Origin of the sequence: Nostoc sp. TCL240-02 (assembly GCF_013343235.1) — a bacterium.
GTDB lineage: Bacteria > Cyanobacteriota > Cyanobacteriia > Cyanobacteriales > Nostocaceae > Nostoc.
In genome coordinates this window covers 7,202,906-7,227,771 of record NZ_CP040094.1, presented here as the reverse complement: position 1 = coordinate 7,227,771, position 24,866 = coordinate 7,202,906, and the positions used below count along the sequence as shown (strand labels likewise).

The 24,866-nt window shown below is 40.0% G+C and carries 17 protein-coding genes and 4 pseudogenes; 8 read left to right on the top strand and 13 right to left on the bottom strand.

The annotated features are described in order from the left end of the window. The first annotated feature begins 5 nt into the window (after positions 1–5). From FBB35_RS30975 to FBB35_RS30960, 4 genes are all read left to right on the top strand, one after another. Positions 6–1,268: a cysteine desulfurase gene (locus FBB35_RS30975; RefSeq protein WP_174712808.1), complete on the top strand. Its 1,263-nt coding sequence runs from the start codon at positions 6–8 to the stop codon at positions 1,266–1,268. A 267-nt stretch (positions 1,269–1,535) separates the two neighbouring features. After that, positions 1,536–2,168: a Uma2 family endonuclease gene (locus FBB35_RS30970; protein ID WP_174712807.1), complete on the top strand. Its 633-nt coding sequence runs from the start codon at positions 1,536–1,538 to the stop codon at positions 2,166–2,168. Between the two features lie 828 nt (positions 2,169–2,996). Then, positions 2,997–5,231: a hypothetical protein gene (locus FBB35_RS30965; RefSeq protein ID WP_174712806.1), complete on the top strand. Its 2,235-nt coding sequence runs from the start codon at positions 2,997–2,999 to the stop codon at positions 5,229–5,231. Positions 5,232–5,244: 13 nt separating this feature from the next. Further along, complete coding sequence (locus FBB35_RS30960; protein ID WP_174712805.1) at positions 5,245–7,527, top strand: hypothetical protein; 2,283 nt, start codon at positions 5,245–5,247, stop codon at positions 7,525–7,527. Between the two features lie 61 nt (positions 7,528–7,588). Here the strand turns inward: FBB35_RS30960 and FBB35_RS30955 are convergent, their stop codons facing one another. The 5 genes from FBB35_RS30955 to FBB35_RS30935 all read right to left on the bottom strand — a co-directional run bounded on the left by FBB35_RS30955 (position 7,589) and on the right by FBB35_RS30935 (position 12,949). Continuing rightward, positions 7,589–8,791, bottom strand: a complete 1,203-nt coding sequence (locus FBB35_RS30955) for an FtsW/RodA/SpoVE family cell cycle protein (protein WP_174712804.1) — start codon at positions 8,789–8,791, stop codon at positions 7,589–7,591. A gap of 344 nt (positions 8,792–9,135) precedes the next feature. Continuing rightward, positions 9,136–10,584: a sensor histidine kinase gene (locus tag FBB35_RS30950; RefSeq protein ID WP_174712803.1), complete on the bottom strand. Its 1,449-nt coding sequence runs from the start codon at positions 10,582–10,584 to the stop codon at positions 9,136–9,138. A gap of 10 nt (positions 10,585–10,594) precedes the next feature. Beyond that, on the bottom strand, positions 10,595–11,146 hold the full coding sequence (locus tag FBB35_RS30945; protein WP_174712802.1) for a heme NO-binding domain-containing protein: 552 nt from the start codon (positions 11,144–11,146) through the stop codon (positions 10,595–10,597). Positions 11,147–11,450: 304 nt separating this feature from the next. Beyond that, positions 11,451–12,185 carry a TenA family transcriptional regulator gene (locus FBB35_RS30940; protein ID WP_174712801.1) on the bottom strand — a complete coding sequence of 245 codons (735 nt, stop codon included), beginning with the start codon at positions 12,183–12,185 and terminating at the stop codon, positions 11,451–11,453. After that, positions 12,182–12,949, bottom strand: coding sequence for a class I SAM-dependent methyltransferase (locus FBB35_RS30935; protein WP_174712800.1), 768 nt, complete (start codon positions 12,947–12,949; stop codon positions 12,182–12,184). Before FBB35_RS30935 ends, FBB35_RS30940 begins: the two co-directional genes overlap by 4 nt. A 498-nt stretch (positions 12,950–13,447) precedes the next feature. On the opposite strand from FBB35_RS30935, the gene FBB35_RS30930 reads away from it, so the two are divergent. Continuing rightward, a complete protein-coding gene (locus FBB35_RS30930) occupies positions 13,448–14,449 on the top strand; it encodes a hypothetical protein (RefSeq protein ID WP_174712799.1) in 1,002 nt (333 codons plus the stop codon). A gap of 291 nt (positions 14,450–14,740) precedes the next feature. Then, a complete protein-coding gene (locus tag FBB35_RS30925; protein WP_174712798.1) occupies positions 14,741–15,244 on the top strand; it encodes a hypothetical protein in 504 nt (167 codons plus the stop codon). Positions 15,245–15,282: 38 nt separating this feature from the next. Here FBB35_RS30925 and FBB35_RS30920 read toward each other — a convergent pair. The 5 genes and pseudogenes from FBB35_RS30920 to FBB35_RS30900 form a co-directional block, all read right to left on the bottom strand. Beyond that, positions 15,283–16,402, bottom strand: a pseudogene (locus FBB35_RS30920) (IS630 family transposase). A 258-nt stretch (positions 16,403–16,660) separates the two neighbouring features. Beyond that, the gene (locus FBB35_RS30915; RefSeq protein WP_012411143.1) at positions 16,661–16,867 is read right to left on the bottom strand and encodes a phycobilisome linker polypeptide; all 207 of its coding nucleotides are present in this window, start codon (positions 16,865–16,867) and stop codon (positions 16,661–16,663) included. Positions 16,868–17,090: 223 nt separating this feature from the next. Further along, positions 17,091–17,579, bottom strand: a complete 489-nt coding sequence (apcB, locus tag FBB35_RS30910) for an allophycocyanin subunit beta (protein ID WP_174712797.1) — start codon at positions 17,577–17,579, stop codon at positions 17,091–17,093. A gap of 65 nt (positions 17,580–17,644) precedes the next feature. Next, on the bottom strand, positions 17,645–18,130 hold the full coding sequence (apcA, locus tag FBB35_RS30905; protein ID WP_012411145.1) for an allophycocyanin subunit alpha: 486 nt from the start codon (positions 18,128–18,130) through the stop codon (positions 17,645–17,647). Between the two features lie 462 nt (positions 18,131–18,592). Then, a pseudogene (locus FBB35_RS30900) lies at positions 18,593–21,862 on the bottom strand (phycobilisome rod-core linker polypeptide); the annotation flags it as partial. Positions 21,863–22,402: 540 nt separating this feature from the next. Between FBB35_RS30900 and FBB35_RS30895 the strand changes: the two are divergent. Continuing rightward, positions 22,403–22,933 (top strand): hypothetical protein, encoded by a 531-nt coding sequence (locus FBB35_RS30895; RefSeq protein ID WP_174712796.1) that lies wholly within the window; start codon positions 22,403–22,405, stop codon positions 22,931–22,933. Here the strand turns inward: FBB35_RS30895 and FBB35_RS30890 are convergent, their stop codons facing one another. The 3 genes and pseudogenes from FBB35_RS30890 to FBB35_RS30880 all read right to left on the bottom strand — a co-directional run bounded on the left by FBB35_RS30890 (position 22,934) and on the right by FBB35_RS30880 (position 24,232). After that, positions 22,934–23,668: a 2-phosphosulfolactate phosphatase gene (locus FBB35_RS30890; protein WP_174712795.1), complete on the bottom strand. Its 735-nt coding sequence runs from the start codon at positions 23,666–23,668 to the stop codon at positions 22,934–22,936. After that, positions 23,667–23,861 (bottom strand): annotated as a pseudogene (locus tag FBB35_RS30885) (hypothetical protein); the annotation flags it as partial. The pseudogene FBB35_RS30885 and the gene FBB35_RS30890, both read right to left, overlap by 2 nt. A gap of 47 nt (positions 23,862–23,908) precedes the next feature. Then, positions 23,909–24,232, bottom strand: a complete 324-nt coding sequence (locus FBB35_RS30880) for a protein phosphatase 2C domain-containing protein (protein ID WP_254625739.1) — start codon at positions 24,230–24,232, stop codon at positions 23,909–23,911. A gap of 229 nt (positions 24,233–24,461) precedes the next feature. Here FBB35_RS30880 and FBB35_RS30875 point away from each other — a divergent pair. Further along, positions 24,462–24,790 (top strand): annotated as a pseudogene (locus tag FBB35_RS30875) (XisI protein). Positions 24,791–24,866: the final 76 nt, after the last annotated feature.

Below are 24,866 nucleotides of genomic sequence, written 5' to 3'. Positions count from 1 at the left end.
TACTAATGACTTTCACCTCTACCAAAACCCTTGCTGATAAAGTTCGCGCTGACTTCCCGATATTGCATCAGGAAGTCAACGGGAAACCCCTGGTTTATCTCGATAATGCGGCGACATCGCAAAAGCCTTTATTCGTATTAAATACCCTACGGGATTATTACGAACACTATAATGCTAACGTGCATCGAGGTGCCCATTCCCTGAGCGCCAAAGCTACCGATGCTTATGAAGGTGCTAGAGATAAAGTTGCCAAATTCATCAATGCTGCATCCCGTCAAGAAATCGTCTACACCCGCAACGCCAGCGAAGCGATTAACCTAGTAGCTTACAGTTGGGGAATGAATAATTTGCAGCCTGGAGATGAAATTATTCTGTCGGTGATGGAACACCACAGTAATATTGTGCCTTGGCAATTGGTGGCGCGAAAAACGGGTGCAGTATTAAAATTTGTAGAATTAACACCAGAAGAAACTTTTGATTTAGAACAGTTTAAAAAGCTGATTTCCGAAAAGACAAAGTTAGTGTCAGTGGTGCATATTTCTAATACTTTGGGTTGCATTAATCCAGTGGAAGAGATTGGTGCGATCGCACACAAATATGGTGCTAAATTCTTAGTTGATGCTTGTCAAAGTGTTCCCCACTACCCTGTAGATGTGCAGAAGATAGATTGTGATTGGTTGGTAGCATCTGGTCATAAAATGTGCGCTCCAACTGGGATAGGATTTCTGTATGGCAAGTTGGAATTATTAGAATCAATGCCACCATTTTTTGGTGGTGGTGAGATGATTGCAGAGGTGTATTTAGACCATTCCACTTATGCAGAATTACCGCATAAATTTGAAGCTGGTACACCTGCAATTGGAGAAGCGATCGCACTTGGTGCTGCAATAGATTATCTTAGCAGTATCGGTATGGATAAAATTCACGCCTACGAAGCAGAATTAACAGCTTATTTGTTCCAACAATTAGAGCAAATTCCCCAAATTAGAATTTACGGCCCCAAACCAAATACTAAAAAGGAAGGTAGAGCTGCACTTGCGTCATTCACCGCCGGAGAAGTCCACGCTAACGACTTATCTACATTATTAGATCAAGAAGGCGTTGCTATCCGTTCTGGACATCACTGTACTCAACCATTACACCGTTACTTAGGTCTTGCTGCAACCGCACGAGCAAGTCTATCTTTCTACAACACCCGCGAAGAAATTGATATTTTCATCAAAGCACTGAAAGAAACCCTCGACTTTTTTGCAGGTTTCCTTGCTTAAAGTTACAAAATATTCCGATAGGGATTGTGCCAAATATCAGCAATATATCTTGCTAATAGTTGGCACAATTTAATTATCTGGATTTTAATGAATATGTGGGCAATAACATTCAGACAATTTATGATATTGTCACGACTGGAACTAATTGAAATTTTATCAAGCTGATTGGGCAAGTGCTTGAAATAGACTTGGGTCAGTATTATATTAATGATATATGTAAAATTATCGGGATTTTATCTAACATCGTGACGGAAAAAGTATTGTAATATGCTTGTAAAGTCAAACATTGCGGAACAAAGAACAGTCTTACACAACGTTAGCTGGGAAACTTTTGAAGCTTTGCTGAGAGATACAGGTGAGCATAGAGGTTCTCGCTTTGCTTATGACTGCGGTATTTTAGAAATTATGACCCCACTTTTTGAACATGAAAACCCCAAAATTAAATTTGACCGTTTTATTCTAGTCTTAGCTGAAGAATTAGGAATTGAAATTATAAGCGCTGGTTCAACAACATTGAAGCGGAAAATCTCAAAGCGGGGAATAGAACCAGATACTTGTTATTATATCCAGAATGAACTAGCTATTAGAGGTAAGCAAACTTTAGATTTAGAAACAGACCCGCCGCCTGACTTAGCAATTGAGATTGACATTACCAGCAGTTCAGTTAACAAGTTGGGTATTTATTCAGCGTTGGGTGTAACTGAACTTTGGAGATATGATGGGCAAAATTTAAAGTTTTATAAGTTGATAGAGGGACAATATGTCGAGTGTAAGTTTAGTATTGCCTTTCCTATAGTATCAGTGAGCGAGATAAGCAGATTTATTGAGCAAAGTAAAACATCTGGGGAAATTGCTTTGCTGAAATCCTTTCGCACTTGGGTGAGGGAAAAGATAAGATAATGGAGTCAAGAATTTAACCTTTTTTAGGAAAAATTTAGTGTATCTTGCCCACAAATAATTATATCTCTTCTAAAGGTTTAAAGCTAACGAAAGAGACTCTAAAAAAGAATCACCAGCTATTAAATATAAATTTTCCGAGATATTTGGATTGTAACGGTACACTAGAACTTGATATGAAGTATTAGTTTTTCGGAAGTTTGAGTTTCCCTTTAAAAGCCAATCTATAAATACAACTATATTTTTTCTAGTAGCAGAAGATTGTAGCCTCTGATTTATTTAGTATCCTTTTTTGCCTCCTCCAAGCAAAAATTGAGAGATATTTGCTTGAGGACACATATCAATAACTAAAGCAAATACTTTATATAGGAGTTTTGCCCAAATAGCTACTTATACAAATAGTTAAAATTATACCAAAAATTTTACGTATTTATCGATCCTCATTCAGTTATTTATAGCAAGTTGCTACTTTTATAAAGCAATAATAAGTATGTATTTTTGCTGAGTTATTAAATAAATATCTGGTATGGGTACTAAAAATCAGGTTTTGTGGTGGTTTTTTCAAAAACACTCAATTTTTCGCCCATAAAGTTGGGTTATCTAAGCTTTATTAGGAATTGCGACAGATATCCAATTGATGAATTTCTATTTGAGTATACTATATAGCTTTTATGAAAATGACTTTTATCAATTGAGAAATTTATTACACAATCAATATTAAATATATACATTTGAATAATCAAACCAAAAAAACGATTGTCACTTTTTCGCAGATATTAATTTTTTAATAGTATTAGTTATGGAAAATAATAAAATAGTATAAATAATAGCATGGAAAAAAGTGTTATTAATGCCAGCCTTTCTACTCAAAACCTAACTTTTCGTCCAGGTGATACTCCTGTATCATTTGAGGTAACTGTCAATAATGATAGCGATCGCTTTGTCAATTTTCAGGTAGAGATTACCGCAGCCGGAGAAACCCGGAACACTGGATACCGATGGTATCAACTCGAACCAGAGGTGGCAGCAGCTAAACCACCAGGCAGCAGTACCATATTTCAAGTCTTCATATTCAATACACCCATTCCAGGATTTGTCGGTACTGTCAACCTGATGGTTAATATTTTTTCGCCGCAATTAGCACAACAGTGCAGACTTGTACTACGTCTGAAAATCGAACGAGATAACAGACCAACACACTTAAGTGTCGAATTGCCTGTACGAGAGTTTCAAGTTTATCCCCGCAATTCAGTAGATATACCAGTACGGGTGCGGAACTTGGGGCAACAACCAACTGATGTGGGGCTACGTTTTACAGGCGTTGATCCATCTTGGCTAGCAGGTAGTGCAGAACGCCGATTATCTCTAGATCCAGGTGGATTAGCAGAAGCCACATTTCAATGTCAACCTCCTTCTGTAGTGCAAGCGCCCAGCCAAAATTACCCTTTTACTATTGAAGCTGTTAGCAATAATGGTTATCCAAACAGTGCTGAAGGCAACATTGAAGTCTTACCAGTGGGTTTTATAGACTTTAACATTACCCAAAAACACCTCAAAATTCCTAGTAAATCGGCATGGTTGCCTGACTGGAAATCTGATACAGCTTCCTTTGAATTACTATTTAAAAACGCTAGTAACCTCAACCAGCAAATTAATGTCCAGGTACAGGGTAGAGACTGGCGAAAATGTACTTTCAAAAAGCTTCCTGAAAATGCCAATCTCCATTTAGGAGAGACAAGTAAGGTCATCCTTGATGTTAAAACAAAACGCCCTTGGGTAGGAATCGGTAAAACTCTTTTATTAGAGGCTAAATCTGAATTATCCGACCAACGTTTAGGGAGTACAGACCCTGCCACGCAGACATTAGAAGTGGAGACCCTGCCAATTATACCTCTGTGGCTACAGCTAGCTGCGATCGCACTATTAGCTGCACTTCTAGCATTAGTACTGCAACCAAGAGACATAATGCATACACGTTCTGTAAACTCAGTACGTTTTAGTGGTATTGGTTTATCTGTTGTCAGTGGCTCAGATGATTGCACATTAAGACTTTGGAGAATTGCTGCTGATAGCTTAAACCCCGATGACACAGTAACATACGCCGGGCAACCCGTTGCTTGCGATCAACGGCAACAGCCCAAAGGTCTAATGGCGATTACCGATGACGCTGTAGAAGTCTTACGCTTCATGCCATTGCAAAATGATCGTGTTGCCGTTGGTCTTGATAATGGTGTAATAGAACTCAGAGATGTACCATCAGGTCTAAAGATTAGCGAACTTCAAGACCTTAAAGATTCTAAAGCAAAAGGCGATCGCGTCTTTGATTTAGCTTTCACTTCAAACTCACTTAACTTATTCAGTGGCTATGGCAGTGGTAAAGTTAGAGTATGGTCAAGATCAGCGCCTAACAGCGATTTTCTGCCAGAACCGCAAGTTATCGACGTACAAAGTATATTGAAACTATCAGGTTTCCAAGTCCGGGCATTAAATCTCAGCCCAGATGCCAAAACTCTAGTAATTGCCGGAAACTTTAAGCGTTTTATCTTGTGGCAGTGGAACCCAACTCAATCTGATAAAAAATTCCCAAGTTTATCAGTGCAAAATCTAGAAAAACTAGACCCATTAGTTGGGCGTGAAGACTATATTTGGGGATTGGCTTTTGTTCCTAACTCGACAGAAAAAATCCTAGCAACCTCCGATTCTGCGGGATTCATTACGATTTGGAATTTGAATCAGTGCCAAACTCCCAAAAATCCCAATCCGCAGGAAAAAGTTAATGAACTCAATTGTTCGCCAATAGATCGCTGGCCAGCATCAAAAACATCTGTGCGTAGTCTAGCATTTAGTGATGATGGTGGTTTGCTAGTAAGTGGTGGCGATGATGGACGAGTAGTGCTTTGGTACTTAACTCCCGAACATAAGCTCGACAAAATAAAGGCAGCAGAAGGTAAAACAATTTACCAAAGCTCCAAAAAAATCAATAGTATCGATTTGAAAACTAATCAAGGAACCATGATTGTTAGTGGTGGTGAAGATTTTCAAGTCAAACTACACCGCATCAAATAAGAGAGTCAATGACATGCAAGCTAAATTCAATCCACTGCAAGTTATTATCAACCCACCTGGAATTCAATTTGGAATGCCAGGAGATACCATTGAACTCTATGTTGTTGTAATCAATCAAGGAGACCAAGATGCGGTTATTGACTTACATTTTGTTTTTGACGAAGTATTTCAAAATTTAACTGGTTGGTCTAGTTCTCCTAGAGAAAGTTTAGCATTAGCTTCCCAACAGAATAGCGACGAAGTAAAATTTGAGTTTCAAATTGCCGCAAACACTCTTCCCGGAACCTATGACTATACATTAGTCGTAGATTCACCTCTACATTATCCTCAAGATACACCCATAACCTTCCCAAACCAAATTAAGGTTCTGCTACAAGAACAGACTGAAATTCGGGTGAATGACCCGACATTTTCCATTAGACCTAACACCAACCCCAACAAGCCGCTAATTTTCAATCCTAGTGAGCCTCTGCAAGTAGAGGTTATAGTTGATAATCGCTCTTATCTTGTCGATAGGTTCCGTTTGAGTTGTTCCGACTTAGATGAAGACTGGTTCACAATTAATTACCCCGCAAGTGGATACGAGGGTTCTGGATTGGTGTCGGAAGCTACTGCGCTAGAACTCAACCCTGGTACTAAAGGTCAAATCTTGTTGAAATTTCACCCACCTGGGGATACACTCGCAGGAAGCTATTCTCCTACAATCCGCTTGTATTCGGAGAACTCTCCCGACTTAGTACTGCTAGACTTGGTGTACATTCAAATTCCGACAAATTATCGCTTAGATATAGAACTTAATACAATTTTGGGACAAGTTAGCCGTAGTCTAGGCAAGTATGAATTATCACTAGCAAACCAGGGTAATATTGTCCGCGAACTGATATTAAGCTTAAAAAGTCGAGACGAAGAAGAACTATATACTTACAAATTTGATCCGACTGAAATAAGATTATTACCAAATAGAAGTGCTGTAGTCAACTTGACGGTCAAACCCAGACCTTGGTGGCGAAAACCGTGGTTTGGTGCAGGGCTAGTGGTTAACTTTCAACTCGACATCAAAGACCAAAAAAATTTACCCCTACCTAACACATTGCCTCAAGGCAACTTGGTATGGAAACCCCGTCCTTTGTGGCAGTTTCTCCTGTTAATTTTGGCAATTTTGGGATTATTAGGAGGAATAGGATTCATCCTTTGGCAAATTTTAAATCCCGATCCTTTGAAATTAGAAAATTTTAGTGCGAAAGACTCTCAAATTACTGAAGGTGATGAGGTTTCTTTGAACTGGGAAATTCACCACTATAAACAGTTGCAAAAGTTGGTTCTGACGGCTAAAGGTTCCCAACCCATTGAGCCTATTATTTATGACTTTAGCAATGGCATTCCTGAAGCACTGGGTAAGGGAAGTACACCTCTTTGTCAGATACAAGAAAAACAAGACCTTATTTGTAGTAACGTGAAAACTGGAGTGAAAACAAAAGGAAATTACACTTTTCAGTTACAAGCCTCTTATCAAAATGGCATACAATTATTTTCTCGAACTAATCAACTAGTAACCCAAACAACCCAAGTAGAAATAGCTGAGAAACCAATTGCTGAAGTTGTTAATTTTCAAACAGATAAACCACAGTATACAAAAGGTCAAAATATTCTTTTAAGTTGGGCTATTGCGCGTCCATTACTGCTGCAACAAATTCAAATTGGTGGTAGTGCAGATGATGAGACATCCTACGGCGAACCAATTGCTTATAAAATTAATCAAGGTAATCTTGCAGACCCTAAGCTCAAAAAGCTATGTACACAACAAAATCAAGAGCTACGATGTACAAATATTCCTATACCTGCATATAAAGCAGGAAAGTTTGCCTTTCAAATCAAAGCATTTTCTAATGGAAGTCAAAAAACTAGTTTTAAAAAGACTGAATCTAAAATAGAAATTTTACCAAAACCATTTAGGATTGTTTTTTTCACAATCAACGGTAGTGAGCAACCAAATCTGGTTCTCGACGAAGGAAAAACTGCTACCCTGAGTTGGAGAGTAGAAGGGGAAAAAGAAAATATTCAAGTTAAACTTCTGCCATACGGCGATGAAGTTGCATTAAGTGACTCAAAGCAGTTTCCAGTTAATCTAGCCTTCCCACCTCAAATCACGCTGCAAGTTAATGATATATCTAATAAGCAACCATCCCAGCAAAAAGGATTTGTAATCACAGTCCTCAAAAAAGTAGTGCCTACTCCTATACCTAGCATTAACCCAATTCTACCTAACTCATTTAAGAGCCCTTTACCTCAAAGGTAAGGGGCTCTTAGGCACATTCTCGATAAGCTGTGAAAGGTTGCCTGCCCTATTTCCTACTAGCTCAATTCCTATTTTTCTGAAAACGCCGATGTCTTCGCCCATTTTGAAACAGGGGTTTTCGTAACGGTACTACCTCAGCTTCATTACTCTCGCGTGCTACCCGAATCAGCAACCCAGCAGCTATTAAGCTAGCAATCATAGAATTACCACCATAACTAAACATGGGTAAAGGTAAGCCTGTAGTTGGTAGAGAACCTGTAGCCACACCAATATGGAGCAGTGATTGTCCTATCATCAAAATCGTCACGCCAATCGCTACTAATCGATGTACTATATTTTTAGCCTTCAGCGCCACAATTAATCCGAGAGTGGCGAATGTAGCTAAAAGTGCCAACAACACCATACTGCCAACAAAGCCAAACTCCTCAGCGAACACGGCAAAAATAAAATCGGTATCCTGAATGGGTAAATAAAACAGTTTTTGTTGAGAAAGCCCAAACCCGGCTCCCCAAGTCCTACCAGAACCCACAGCTAGTAGACTTTGCACCAACTGGTAGCCATCTCCGGTAGCATCCGCCCAAGGATTGAGGAATGACATCACCCGCTTACGCTGATACTCTTTTATGCTAATACTGAGTATCGCCAACATTACTCCGCCAATTGCTGTTCCTCCTAGGTACTTGTAAGGTAAGCCAGCCGCGAGAGCAATTAGCCAAATAGTCATACCGCAAAGTGCTGTTGTACTTAAGTTGGGCTGGGCAAGAATTCCTAAAAGTACCAAACCGAAAATACCCAACCAAGCAAAGCGAACCCGCCAACTGATACGTTCCCACTGACCAAAAAGCCGCGCACTTTGCAGCACCAAAAAGGGTTTAATTAATTCTGAAGGTTGAATAGGAATTGGCCCGATCGCAATCCAACGGGCTGCATCAAAAGCTTTTTTTCCCAATCCTGGAATCAGTGTGACAAAAATTAATGCCAAAAACAGCAACAAAAACCAATGGGATACTCCCAAAATTTTCTGCAACGGCAAATTAACAATAATATTAAATCCGATTAAAGAAACTAAGACCCAAAGCAGTTGACGCTTAAAGTAGTACAATCCATCACCTTGACGTGCGTCAGCAACGGGATAGGATGCTGAAAATAGCATTATCAAGCCGACAAACAGCCAAATCAACGTTAACCAGCGCAACAACCGCGCTTCTAATGCCCAGTTGGAAACTGAACTGTCAAAAATTGGAATGAGGCGGTGTAGATTCACGAGCAGTACAGGTAAAAAATTAGGAATTAGGAGTTAGAAATAAAACTCATAAATCATAACTTATAACTCATAAGTAGTCTTTAAAACTATAAATTTTAGAGTTGTTAACTTCAATACACTGTTAGCTAAATATTTTTGACAAATTTGGTTGGCTATGAATGCCATACCCTTAGACGAAACAAGCTATGCTTACCATCCCGTAGAGATGGCATCACTACACGTAAACTAAAAAATATTTTATACATTAAACGCAGTAGTTTTAAAAATAATTGAGAATTCAGAGAGTTAAAAAATAAATGGTTAGTGCTTCTCTCGCACTGCAAGCATTTCTTAATTCTCATAATTCATAAAACATAACTCAACGATTTGACGCAATCAGCTGCTTGTGTGTTCATAGAGAGGGGAATTTCAATCCAAAATTCAGTACCCTGCCCGGGTTCTGATACACATTTCAGTCTTCCCCGATGTTTTTCAACTACAATTTGATAGCTAATTGACAAACCTAGTCCTGTACCCTTACCCACAGGCTTAGTTGTGAAAAATGGATCAAACAGTCGTTCCTTAACTGCTTCTGTCATTCCTGAACCGTTATCAGCAATTCGGACAACACAGTTTGTTTCAATGATTTCTGTAGTAATTGTAATTTTATTAGCACTAGCATGAATTTCTGCGATCGCGCGTTTATCGTTATGGCTTTCAAGTGCATCAATAGCATTACTGATAATATTCATGAACACTTGATTGAGTTGGCCGGCGTAACAATCTACCAAAGGCAAGTTTCCATAGTTTTTAACTACTTTGATCTCAGGATGCTCAACGCTATTCTTAAACCGATTCTGTAAAATCAGCAAGGTACTATCTAGTCCGTGGTGAATATCAACCTTTTTCATTCCGGCTTCATCAAGACGAGAGAAATTCCGCAGAGACAAGACAATTTCAGAGATCCTTTCGGCTCCTACTTGCATCGAATCTAGAATTTTGGGCAAATCATCTAGTAAAAAATCTAACTCGATTTCCTCAATGTATTCTTTAATTTCTGGCACAGGATTGGCATAAAATTGCTGGTAAAGAAGTACAAGCTTTAGCAAACACTGTGTATAATCTTTTGTATATTTTAAATTTCCGTAAATAAAGTTAACAGGGTTGTTAATTTCGTGAGCAACTCCTGAAACCAACTGCCCCAAACTGGACATTTTCTCCGCCTGAACCAATTGGGCTTGAGTTTGCTGTAGCTCCCGGAGGGATTTTTCCAATCTTTTAGCCTGAGCCTCAGCAATTTCCGCTAGGTTTTCCTTAATTTGCAGCGCACTCCGCAGTTGTGCCCTTTGTTGTTTAAGTTCGCCTGTTAACTTTTTGGCATCAGTCAAAGCAGTGTTCTGAGCTTGCAGTAAAAACAGAAAATCAACTATTGGGTCGTGAATCGCAAAGTCTTTGAGCTTGATACCCAAAGGAGCCAAGCTAGTTGTATCTGTAATCCAGGGAGAACCTAAAAAAAATATTACCTCCTCCTCTGGTTGATACATCATTTGACCTTTGAGTTGCATTCCATTATGAAGGAACTCTACAATAAATAGGGCACGAGGCTGTTTACTAATAGCGTCAAAATCAGTCAGAATCTTTGGACGATTAATCTGGAAATGCTGCTCAATCAATTTACCAATTAATGACTCAGGGCAAATGCGCCCCAAGACATCACCAGTTTGTACAATTTCACGATTACGGGTAAATGCAAAGTGGAAGGGAAAAGCTTTCGCCAATGACTCTGGTGAAAGCGTAAGGTGAGGAGGAGCCATGCTGCTACACTCAATTTGGTTTATAAATCACTAAAAATTCATCATGTTCAGCACCTTCATCCCGATTCTGAGTTTGGGTAATATGAACTTCTGTATCAAACCTTGTTCCCAATCCTTGGATTAGACCAATAACCATTGGAGTCAGCCCTTCTCTATCAGAACGATAGTGTAAGCTCAGAGAATTTTCCTCCATATCAGTACATTCAAATGATGGGGGCTGGAGTTTAGGAAAGCTAACTCCTACACGAGCATGAAGATTATCGAGGTTTTCTAAAAACTCAGGCAATGTATCTCCACTCATATCCATCATTTCACCATAGCCTTCTTGGGCTGTGTACTGAACCCAGAATTCTCCAAAGGCTTGCATAATCTGTTTGGGAGATAAACTTAGAACGACACTAGCAGCTTTTACCAACTTGTGGGTGATGTAATCGGGATAGCCTTCCATACTGAGGAAAACATCTACGTCCACCTCTGCCTTGTGCTTAATTTGTTTCCAAGTCTCTTCGCCAAAGCGACTGCACACCATGTCTTGAATCGCCTTGTTCACTAAACCGTACATGGAAGCCTCCTGATGACTGCACCTAATTTTGCTTTGTGAATTTGCCCAAGACTCGACAACTAATTTCTTAAAAAGGTTATTTAAATTGCATAATTTTCTGTAGTTATAGTTTGAAAATGTTTTATTTTAGATTTAAAATCCCAAAACAACAAGTAAAACTGTTTGTATTTTAATGCTACAAATCCTTATTGTTACAACCGTATTTTCACTGGTTGCTTTGCCTAGCTAGTTTTGAGGATTTGTAGTAAGGACTTTAGTGCTTACTACAAACTTGTTTACCCATCAATTTAAACTTGACACAATACTACAGCAATGCATCAAAATGCACCCATGAATCAGAATACAAGCTGTATTTAGAGATTTGACGCTGAATTCCATTAAAAAATTGGACACGCGCATCCATAGCTTCTACAATAGCCAGTTTTACCTTGATATCCTCCTCATTCATGGTAATTCGAGGTTCAATCACTGCTGCTAGCTTTGCTGCATGACTATCATCTACATCAATATGGACTTCAAAAAAGATCAGGGCTTCTTTGGGTAAGGGAGCAGCACCAATGATTCCTTTATATAGTTGCGTGTAGAGTGAGCTAACAATCCCTTCGGAAGCATAACAGACAGCACCCAGTGCAGCTAAGTAGCCATATTTATGTGGTATCTGCAAGTAAGTTTCAATCAGGGCACGAGTTTCAGGTGCAGTGGGTAGTGCTGCCAAAGTTTCGTCGTCGATACCAAGGGCGCGGGTAAATTGACGAAACAATTCTGGGTGGGACTGAGTTATATCTCCCTGTCCCATTTCGTCAAATAGGTTTTCTAAGATGACTAACTGGCTACTTTCATCTTCGCAACAAGATAAGATACTGGCTAATATCCGATTAAATTGTTTGGAGAATTTGTACATCTGAACAGCTAGTATCTGTACGTCTGGTAAAAATAAATTTCCAGCCCGACAGCGAATTAGGAATTCATGGCTCCATAGAGGATGATTAACCGTTATTTCACGGAAGGAATTTATTAGTAAAGAAGATGTCTGTATCATCGTGATATTTGTAGGGCTAGATGGAGTGGTTGGTCAAGTAAGGGGCTAAAAAATGATTCGTCTACTGCGATATGTTCTGGAGTTACACACAATTCTTGTAAAATTGGCATGGTATTAAAGCCAGCAATTCTAAGGGCATTAAAGTAATCTTCAAGAGTTTTGTGAATCAATTGGACATTTAACCAAGAGCCATCTCGTTTCCAAATACGACCAGGAAACTGCTGATCTCGCTTACTGAAGTAGCCTGCACCCTCAACTTGAAAATAAAACGGATATGCTGCCTCCCGCATATATGGAAAAGATGGATGGGGAACGCTGAATACAAATCGACCGCCCGGACGAAGAATGCGTGCAACTTCTGCAATGCATTCTTGGGTCTGGGAAATTGTCAAATAGTTAAATAGAAATACTGCAACAACTAAGTCAATTTCACCATCATCAAACTGCTTGAGATTGGTAGCACATCCTACTTCATAGCTAATACACAAAGCATCTTCGACTTCTTGCAACTTTGCGGCTTCAATCATGCCTTGGGAAATATCTATTCCATGTATTTGTGCAGCACCACGTCGGCGTAATTCTCGACTGCAATAACCTTCTCCGCAACCTATATCAAGTACTCGCAACCCACGAACAGGCTCACAAAGTTCTAGTACAAAAGGACGTGCTGTAAAGTCTGAGAGCGAACTAGGTTCTCCTCTAATCCAGTCTGATGCTGTGCGATTGTATAAGCTTATAGTTGCGTCTTTGTGATTATTTGACATTTTTAACTATCTATTTATATTAGAGTTATGTTGGTTTTAATCAATCGGAATTTATAATAATTTAATACTATATATGTTGTAACCTTTACCTAAAATAATGCTAATGTTGATCTTACTGATTTTTTCTTTATGGTTAATTTTGCGTAAAAAAGATAGGTTTCAAGATAAAATCTAACTGAAATATTTTTAACTTCTTAATTTCTTTAAATATAAAAACATTAATATAATCAGGCTTCATGAAGTTTTCAAAATACTTAGTTAATAGCTACTTTACATATAAATATGTTGAGGCTTAAACTTTAACTTTACATGTACTTTACTAATAAGGTTAAGATAAACTCTTTAAATCAAGATAAACACTAGAAAGTAAACAGTATATTTTACGAAGTATAAGGACAATAATCTTGTTAAGTTGTAATAGTCAGATTCGTTTTAAAAACGAAATGGCTTTGGATGTATTAGTGATTTAAATAATTTAGAATAACCTTGGAAGAAATTATGTTAGAAGAACTGTTAGCCAAGTCAGTAGTGGGCGATCGCGTAGAATATGACCGTGCGATCGCATTCTCTCAACTTGGCGATCGACTCTTTGATGAGCTTGCTGATAAAATTGCTACAAGGCGACAGTATCGATTACTGTTTGAACACACATTAAAGCCTGAGTTGTTCCAGCAGATCCGCATTGCTGCTGCGGGTTATATTTCAGCATGTCTGAATAGTCCCATCATTCTTTCAGAAGCTGAAATGCTTGAACGACTACTAGAAGCAAGAAATACATTACCAAACTACACCGGCACTGGTCTTTTGATGCCCAAGCGAGAACACACTCTCACATTTAACCTTTTTCAAAAAAGCGTAGCTGACGCTTTTTACCAACTAGGAGCAAATGACCTGATTGATGCAGTGGATTTACCAGTAAATCTCCGTATGGTTTATGGTAAAACTGATGCAAAAAAATTGAGTTTGCCCTTCGCTAGCTCAAAATGCCATAGCGATGTCTGGGCAGGTGTTGCTGCTGATGCGACTGTAGTAGTTCTGCCACTATTTGGCGACATCGATAATATAACCATTGAAGCAGGTGAGATGCCCCGCGAGATTGAACTACAGTCTATGCAAGTGATGTCAGACTTCGATGAAGGTCGGGATGTTCCAATGGTTGTCTCCTATACAGAAGCACAACTGCAACATGGCACGATGTACTTTAATGATGCCCGTGGATTGCACCAAACAGTAAGAAGGAAAACTGAAGGTCTAAGAATTTCTGTAGATTTCCGGTTTCGGAGGAAATTCAATGAAGCCTACCGGGTAATGGTAGCACCTAGTCTTGGTGGTGTTGAAGAAGATATGAGCGTGCCTTATGAAGACTGGCTGAAAGTTGGTCAAGAAACGCTAATTGTGTTTGATGAAAGTTGTGAACAAGCCAGGAGAAAACAGAATTCTGGCGCTCCAGTTCCGCTATATACTCGCGGGTATCGCCTTGTAGAAATGTTCAACTCTTAATTTTCAGGAATACAAGCAACAAAAAAGAAAGAGGTCTGGTATTAGACCTCTTTTTTAATTTTTATCACCCATAGCTGTAGATTCATAAACTTTGCGATAGTCCAATTTTCTGAAATAGAAGTTTTCCATCTATTACCCAAAATGAAATAACATCTTGATAAATTCTGGATATTTATCTGAAACAGGGTACATGTACGGAAGTATACAAAAGATATCTATAATTATAAAAGCTAATTATATACTTTTCATGTAAATTCATAACCCTTGTACTAATCTAGGTGCAGCACAATCATGCCAACACGTATTTTCTTAGCAAATCCAGATATTGATGTTAATATTCCTACCTATATTGAAGAAGCACTTGATGATATCAAAAATGAAGGGGACTATTATATCACTTGGAGTGCGGGTCAGGTCAAATCAATTAAGGTTGGAGATAAAGCCTACTTGAAAAAAACTGGAAACGGAAAACGTGGCTTCATTGTGGCAGGAGAAGTAATCAAGACTGAACCTGCTGAACACCGTTTGAATGAATTTCTACTTCCTCAATATCATAATTATTCTGATGCCTATACTCAACATTTTTTTGGGAACTGCCCTACTGTATCAATAAGGCTAGATGAGTTTGTGAGTCTTAATAATCCTTTAGAAGATAGCTATCTACTAAAATTACCAACTATGCAGGGAGTCAATCTTGTTAGGTACGGAAGTGGACAAGAACTAGGTTCTCAGTACGAAGCTGCCCTAGATGGTGAGTGGAAGAAGTACTTTAAGAAGGCTAACAAGTTTGATTAAGAGTACTTTGTTTCTATATGACTTACAGCAAATTACAATTAAGTAGGTGGGCGTGGAAAAACCAATATATGTAAAGCAATGTTAGAAGAAAGATGATTGTTGAATTTGAAGCGTTCTGTACCGTAATTATTTCGTTCTCCTCTAGCTTCTATCCCATTAATAACTGCATAAGCTAGGTCTAATTCATCATCAAACATCTGCCCAGAAATTTCATGTTTTTTGAGTTGTTGCCACTCTAGCTCAATTCTATTCATCTCTGAACAATATGCAGGTAGAAAGAAAATATATAACCCCATCTGTTCCCACTGAGTCCAATATTCTTGTACATCAAGAGATTTATGTATGGAACCATTATCTTGAACTATGACTCTTATACGTCCAGTAGCCTTGATTTCTTGTTCTGCCTGGATAGCCTCATTTTCCATGATATTGATCTAAGATTCACTCTTTATGCTGCCAATAACTAAGCCATAAATAAAACTTACTAATGGTTGAAACAAGCCAAGAATACTCAATCTTCTGCCACGTCGTTTACTTTGTTCTAAGCGCTTTTGTTCTCCTACTGGGTAATATGTATAACCGGGCGTACACCACATACAAAAGCCTGATTCATCTAAATATTTCAGGTCTATCTCGCCAGCAGCAGCTAGCTCTAGCATTTCAAGGTCTGCCTGTTTGAGCTTTCGTATTACAGGATCTTGCTTTTTTCTGTGACTAATTCTGGCTCTTTTCCAGTTAATCCCCTTTTTTTGAGTACCCTTCTAATTCTGTCGGGACTCAACTTAATATTTCTTTCGTTCTCCAGCTTTTTTGCTAATTGCCGACTATTATATGTGCGTGGTATGTGCGTGGCTCGGCTTTAAGGCATTCTTCTAAATAAACAATATCCTCTTCTTTCCACTTTGTTATTCCGACTCTACCCGGAGCATCCCATAGTCCTCCTAAACCTTTTTTTTCCCACTTATGAAGCGTTTCCCTTACTGTTTGGTCTGTCCAATTAAAATGGGCTGCTATTTTTTCGATATACCATCCTTGAGAATTTAATCTGACTACTAAGGCTCGATCTTTTACTTTCTGCGACACCGTTGTTGCTGCCCTCAACTCAAATAAGGTTCGATCTTCTTCACGGGTCAGAAATACTCTTAGACGCGCTCCCACATTTTATACCTGCTTTAATATTTTCTCCATATTTACTTATTCTTACATATTTTGGTTTTTCCCCGCCCACCTACTTAAACGTGCCACAAATAAAAGTACCAAAACCAATACTGGGCTTTATTTTGCGATTCATTTTTGTGGCGGGCTTAATCGAAAATTGCTGTAATTAACAGATTTTTTATACTATCAATTCTCAACAAAAAAGAGGTCTTTTTCAACCTCTTACCAATTCCCTAAAATAATATTCTATTTACAAAATTACGACAAGCCAGTATTAGCGCCTTGCTTACCAGTTGCCAGTTCTACTTTGATAATTTTGCCGCCTGCTTTTTGAATGCGTTGCTGTTCGCGGAACCAGTTCTCATAAGGAACTAGTTTAGTAAAGTAAGTATTTTGCAGTTCGCGTTGGGTACGAATTCTGGTTTGGCTGGGAACTAGAGCAGTAATTTTAAACAAACGGGACATATTTTGAAAATCTCCTGTAAACTTTGTGAAAACTTTTTTTATCTCAAAATCTTGAGTGCAAATCTTTTAATGATTCCAAGGCTGGAAATCAAACATCAATACTAGACCACCAACACTCATCACTGATAATTTACCAAGATAAGCAATATAACGTTCTAGCACTCACGGTTGATTTCCAGACCTTAATAAAGCCGCACCTAAATTCTTAAGCGCAAACTAGCTCTTAGCTTAAGCCAGAAGAGATATAGTCTAAGTAAACGCCCATTTCCTTACCAGCATCAGAACCAACCAAGCTAGCGGTTACTTCCTTGATGGATTGGATAGCTTGGACGGTAGCACCAACAGGAACTCCTAAAGAGTTGTAGGTTTCCTTCAAGCCATTTAATACACGCTCATCCAAAATGGAAGGATCGCCAGCTAACATCGCGTAGGTGGCATAGCGGAGGTAATAGTCCAAATCGCGGATGCAAGCAGCATAACGGCGGGTTGTGTACATGTTGCCGCCGGGACGGGTGATGTCAGAGTATAGCAAAGATTTTGCTACAGCTTCTTTGACGATCGCAGCAGCGTTAGCGCTGATGGTGCTAGCAGCACGTACCCGCAGTTCGCCAGTAGCGAAGTAGCCTTTTAGTTTTTCTAAAGCAGAGTTGTCTAAGTATTTACCTTGAACATCTGCGGAGTTAATGACAGCGGTAATTGCGTCTTGAGCCATGTTGTTAATTCCTTATTTCCAACCGTATTGCAATACTTCTGTTTCGGCAGGGAAACAGCATCACCCTATAGCAGGGCACCAACTAGGTAGTCGAAGTAGGTACCAGCTTCAGAAGCATCATCACCAGACAGCAATGTAGTAGCTACATTCTTCAGGCCACGGATACCTTCAGCAACACCATCAATAGGGGTTCCCAAGGACTTGTACAGTTCACGGGCACCGATAACACCAATTTCTTCAATCGGTGTAACATCACCAGCAACGATACCGTAGGTAACGAGGCGGAGGTAGTAATCTAGGTCACGCAGGCAAGTAGCAGTCAATTCTTGACCGTAAGCGTTACCACCAGGAGACACAACATCAGGACGCTTTTGGAACAATTGATCGCCAGCTTGCTTAACCAGCCGCTCACGATTTTCTGTCAAAATTTGAGCAATCCGCACGCGGCGTTCACCACTGGCAACAAAGGATTTGATCCGATCCAATTCACCAGGGCTGAGGTAGCGAGCTTCTGCATCAGCATTCACGATAGCTTTCGTGACGATACTCATTAATGGATTCCTCCAATACAAATGAAACCAGGATTTGATTAAACTGGTGAGACTCTAAATTTGGTTTACTGAGTTTGTTCTCTCGTTCTTTTAGACACAACAGTTTGATAACTGCTACGGCTAATTAATTACGAGTTTTCTTGAGTCAACACAAGTACACAAGCTTTTAAACTCAGTTACCTTCCGCAAAACATTTTCCGGCATTCTGTTGAGCATTTATGACTGCTCTTAACACTTTGTAATATTGTCTTTCAGAATTTCCTGTTTTAGCTGTAATCTGAGAGCAATATTACGAAAGGTTACGAAGGTGGAAGGGCACAGGGCACAGTGAATAATCTGCACCCTATTCCCTATTCCCTATTCCCTATTCCCTATTCCCTATTCCCTATTCCCTATTCCCTATTCCCTATTCCCTATTCCCTATTCCCTATTCCCTATTCCCTATTCCCTATTCCCTATTGAGAAGCGGTTGTAAGGCACAACATCTTCACCAAAGTAGCGGCTATATTCTGGGCTTTCGACTATTGCTTTTACAGCAGCCGATAAACCACTATCAGTTAGCAGTTGGTTGCACTGGCGAATTTCTTCCTGATCTGCGGGTGTACGCCCCAACAGGTGACGGAAGAGGAACTCAATGACCTTGGCATGAGGATAAGGTGACAAGAAGCGCTGACGATAGATTTCGGAACTCGCTAGTTCACAGACAAACTCCCGCACGGAAATTTCACCATGCTGGAGTTTGCTGTCTAGTTCAGTACGGCGGAAATTATCAGGCACTTCACCGCTAAATACATCCAATACCTGACAGTAAATGGCGTTGATTACCTGTTGTGTTTCGGCTTGGTTTGCGCTTTCTGTTAGACGGTAAATGCGTGCATGTTTACGCACACTCACTTCTACGGGTTGTCCGCTACCATCGTTGTAGGAACGACCCAGTTCAGCAAAAGCGGGCTTGCTTTTGTTGATACCGTTAGTTTGGGTTGCTATATCTGCGATCGCCTGCGTCAAAAGTGGCGTGTCGTTACTAACTCCTACACGTGCTTGCACGGGTTTAAAGCTAGGCACAACTACGTCATCATTTTGCTTGGTCAGCTGGTTGTACAGCTTCTCGGTATTCGGGAAGTTTGCCGCAGGTAGGGTTGGGAAGCGACGGTAAGGAACCGTATCTTCACCAAATACCTGGTTATATTCCACACTATCTACCAAAGCACCAATAAAGGCACGAATCCCTTGAGTAGCCAAAATTTGGTTATACTTGCGGATTTCTGCTTGGTCTAATGGAGCACGTCCTAAGAAGTGTTTGGTTCCCAACTCAATCACTTTGGTGTTGGGGTAGGGTGTGTAGAATTCTTTCAGGTAGAGGTTAGAGTAACCCAAACCTTCAATAAATTCCTTCACGCTGATTTCGCCGTTCCCCAGCTTGCTTTCCCACGCCGTAAATTCATTTTTAGCGATGTAGGGTGCAATATCGCGCTCAAAAATCTGACGATAGGCAGCGCTAATCAAGGTTTTTACTGCAACTTTATCACCGGTATTGGAAACCAGTTTGAAGATTTTGGTTTGTTCGCGTTGCTTGCTAACACCTTGGTTAATACGGAACTGAATATCTGGTTCTGACCGTTTTTCTGTGACTGTACCCAATGTCACAAAGCTTGGCGTTACTTCCTTCTGAACTTTTGCAGCAACATCTTCACGAATGCTACCAACGCGCAATTGCCGCCCTGATACACCACCGGGAGTCAGATACCGTTCGTAAGGAATTGTATCTTCACCAAATGCTTCGCTGTATTCTACACTGTTAATGATGGCATCAACGACGGCGTAAAAGCCCTGTTTAGAAGCAATATCAAAGTACTTGTTGATTTCTTGACGACCATAAGTCGGACGACCCAACAAGCGGCGGTGAATATACTCGATCGCTTTACAAACATAGAGCGATGACCAGTACAGATTGCGGAATACATCCGACTTAGCCAAAGCACGGATAAACTCCCGTACAGAGATGTCGCCGTTTTCCAGCTTGATTTCCAATACCTTAGGGCGCTGACCTTCGTAAAGATCGCGACCGAAAACTTGCAGGTAAGCAGCTTTAATGACAGCTTGTGTTGAGCTTTCAGAGAATCTGACGCTAGAATTTTTGGCAGCCTTTTTACCTCTAGTACCAGGCAGTTGGTCTAACTTGAACACCTTGGGTCCGAGAGTACCAGGAACTTCACCCCGCGCGTTAGGATTACTATTTTGGTTATTAATCCCTGCCCCTTGGTGAATCAGGATGCGTTTGGTATCCTTGCCAAAAGGAGCTGGACGGGTGCTGGGGTTGCGAGTTTCTTTCGGGAAAATTGCGCCAAACTGAATTTCCAAGGGGTCATTACCAGAACCGTAAGGATGTTGGTCTGGTAGTGGCTGTTCGTAAGCAGCAAATGTGGTAATAAACTGAGGTATTTTGCGGAAAGGCGCACTGTAGTTAAACAGGTCTTGCTGCGGCCCCCAGTTACGGCATTCTTGTGCTTCTTGACCAAGACCCCGGAGGTAAGGTACTGTTTCTTCACCAAAATAGTCGCCGTATTCAGCAGAATCTACTAAGGCATCTACCAGGGCTGGCAGACCACCATTAGAAATAATCGAGAAGTATTTTTGCACTTCTTCCCGGCTACTTGGACCCCGTCCTAAAATGTGGCGGAAAGCAAGTTCGACGACTCGGCTGTTAATAAAAGGCTGGTAAAACTGTTTTTGGTAAAGGGGAGATTTAGCTAGACGACGAACAAACTCCTTCATGGAGATGTCGCCATTTTTCACCTTGGATTCTAGATCGGATATCGACAAGCTATAAGCACGGGTAATATCGCGCTCAAAGATTTGCCGATAAGCTGCTTTGACCACCTCATTTTTTTCGCTAGCTGACAACCCAGTTTTCATCACAAACTTGGGACGGCGTTCTGCTGCATTAAAATAAATTTGCGGCAGTTGCAACCCTTGCTGGTCGCTAGAGGGACGTTGACGGACTTTATTTGAAGGTGTGGCTGCTTTGAATTCTGTTAACAAAACATCCATGTACTGAGACACAATTTCTGTAGCCTCAGCATCCTTGCGGAAAAAGGAAAGCGATCCGGCTTTGATTTCTTGTAAAGCTACCAGCGTTGCTTCACCAGAGCAGGCATTTTCAATTATTTCCCGCAAACCCCGTGTGTTCACCGCTATGATGTTGGGGTCGCCAGCAACGATCGCATAAGTAGCGTAGCGCAAGAACCAGGATAAATCCCGCAAGCTCTTGGCCATGTTGCTTGGGCCATATCGAGCAATGTTAATTGGTCTGAAACCTGCGGGTACTGGACCACTGGGAGATGAGTTAAATATCGATCGTAAATTTTCTAGGAATCCACCACGACTTTCAACGTAGGTTACAGTTCCTAGTTGCATACCTTGCTGAACATTAGCACCACCACCAGCAGTTACTAGTTCTGCTTCTCTGGGCTTTTCTAAAAAAGCCATTGGCGAACCACCAACAAAAATCCGGTTGGCAGCTCGAGACACAATAATCTCGGCATTATCCGTAAGCGTCTGGGAAATTTCTAACCGCTTTGCACCAGATGCAAAATAGCTTGCCAGTTCATTGAGTTCACCACTTCCCAAAAAGCGGTCTTGCTGCTCGGCTTGGGTAATTGTCGCTACAGCTAGGGTTTGATATAGTTGCGGACGCGCAACTGAGCTTCCACCACTCGCCTTAACACTCATCGGCTTTGTAAAACTCCCATCATAATCGTTATATATGTTAAATCTGATCGCTTTGAGGCTTGACACATCGGTGTCTCTGTGCTTCATCAGCTTGAGAGTATTGCCTGCAAAACTGCCAGTAAATTAACCCAGTTAGCTTTTAGATTAGAACGTTTTGCGTTCTCAAGGCTGGTTTATTAAGAAGTGTGTAGAACCTGTAGCTTAGATACATCCAGTCTCAAGAGTACATACTCTTGTTTGGCTGAGATCAAATCTAAGTTTTGTAACTTAGAAATACGCTAGGCATGGTCTACTGATGCCGAAACCTCTATTTTGATGTTTGTGGCAGTATCTATTTTACGATTATTCCAACTCTTACAAAATCTTAATTAAAATCGAATTCCCTTCAGTAACGATCGGTGGACAGTAGTCATTAGTCGATGTTAAGTTGTTTTTGCTACTGATAACTAAGTATTGAGAAATAACGCCGCCCTGGAAATAATTCTCAAATTGCGGTGTTTTTTAGTTTTAGCTATCAGTATTCTTTAGCGGGAAAATACTATGTATAAAAGTTCTAAATTTAACTTTTTATTCAAAACTACCCTGTCTGCGATCGCAGTTATTTTAGCCGTTGCTCCTGCAAATGCGCTTCCAGAGCAAAACATTAGCACCGTTGTTAAGTGGGCAAAGACCAGACCTCTACTACCAACTTTGAGATACAACAGCGAAGCCCACGGCTATGATGGTACAAAAGGAAATTTATACTTTTATGCTGATGTCACTTCTCAAAATGGGACAGTGACAAAAGAAGGAATAACTGTAAGTGGTGACTCAAGCATCAAATTCACCACAAAAAATACCAAAGCAGTGAAACTGTTACAAAATATTTATAATTCTAATATTTCTAATGACTTCCAGAAGTCTAGGTATGTTACGAAAATTGGACGTGATCAGTATTATCGCGGTCAAAAGTTTGCTTACATCACTGCAGCGGTGCAGGATGGGACATCATTTCAGATAATTTCCTTAAATAAGTTGCAAGAGTTTATAGATAATGCCAAATATTGCCAAACTAATCAGTGCGACCTTTAATTACTTGTGTAGCCTGGAATTTACATAAGCATTATCAGTAAACCAAGGTACGCAATCACTAACATTGTAGGCGGCAGACAGTTCAACATCTGACTCAAAACCTTTTTCAATCAACTCTTTACCCGAACTGCATTTTTTCAAGTACCCCAGTAAATCTTGCTGAAAAGCTTGAAATGTTGCCACAGCAACTTCTGCCTCTGGTGATAAACTGCCATGTAAATAACTGAGAATTGCCCCAGCACCGATTAAATCTTCAAATGCAGGACCTAGGCTACCATCTTCTTTCCACCTCTCACCAGCAGGAATCACAGCGATTTTATCGCCATACTTTTGAGCAAACTCCGCTACAGCTTGGCAATTTCGTAAGCAACCAGCCAAAGTTGGTGTATTTCCTGTATGTAAGGTTAGAAAAGAACCATTAGGTGAGGGTAAAACTAGTCTAGTTCCAGCAAGAATTTCAGCCACCGATTTTGGCGAAAGGGAATATCCAGTTGTAGTCCAACGTTGTCTCTGACTTGCTAACTCTGCTTGCACTGACTTGGCGTAATCTATGGCTGATTCATCTTTATATGCGTAGGGAAAAATGATTGCGCCTTTGTTGGTGGCAATTTCCACGCACGTGGAAAAAGAGAGAATATCAACTATCACAACTACATCACTTATGGGAGCAAGTTGAGCAACTCCTTGTGCGCCCCACTCACAGCGTAAATCAAACTCTGATTGGTTGTAAATCATTAGAAAAATCTTTATCAATCAGTTCCGGTGGTGTATAGTCTGGTGAACCAACTGGACAGCGATAAATCTTGCCATTTACCGGATTCCGAACCTGAAAAGAATCAGTATCAATAATTGAAGGTAAGGCACGATCGTTAACAAGAATATTTTGCTGCTTGATGTCACCCAAAACATAGCCAGAAATGTGAATGGAGTAATTGATTTTCCCGTACTAGCACAGGTGAGAACTGTCATCGAATTTTACTCTCTATCAAACAAGCACAAAAGTAAAGTTTTATCATCGTCAGTGCGAGAATTTAGCCGCTCAGAGTTAAGGAATTCCGTCAGATATTTATCTTCCTTTGGATTAACAGTTTCGTGTAAATATTCCTCCAAAGGTTTAAAGAAAGGTGAGAAAGGTTTCCAGTCGCTCAAGCGAATTGCTACTTTTTCCAGTCCATCAGTGGAAGCACAAATAAACTCTTGTTTTTCGCAGATAACCTCTACCTGCATTTCTTTCACTGCATGTGTTGAGGTGATAAAAGTTGTTTCATTGATAAACTCACCTTTATCTGGTTTAAACAAGCTAAGAGATACTTAAACACTAGTGCTTTTACTGAAACAACTTCCCTACCTAAAATATATGGGTTGATGGCGATCGCAATTATCTGTATACCTGAAGTGTTCCGCATTCGCTAAACTCAGAATTGCTGTAATATTGCTTTTGAAATGTCAGACTCCCAAACCGTTAGTGCTGCTGTTGTCAAACTCTTAAACTTTTAATATTTAATTCCTTAAGTCAGGACATTGTTTTATGGAAGGAAAAAATTACTTTCAAATTATTCAAGAGATTTTAAGTAACCATTTTGCTAACGACGTAGCTAATGGCACAGAAATTCAATTATTGTTTGACGCAGAACGCCATCATTATCAAGTCTTAAATATTGGCTGGAAAGAACAACGAAGAATTTATGGAGTTATCATTCACGTTGATATCAAAGACAAAAAATTTGGATACAAAGAGATGGTACAGAAATCGGTATCGCTAACGAATTAGTTGCTGCTGGTGTACCTAAAGAAGATATTGTATTAGGATTTTACGCTCCTTATAAACGCCAATTTACTGACTTTGCTGTTGGATAAATAGCAGAAAGTAAGCAATAGTAATCTTTGCTCTAATCAGCCACTATCCGCTAAACTCAGAAATGCTGCGTTATTC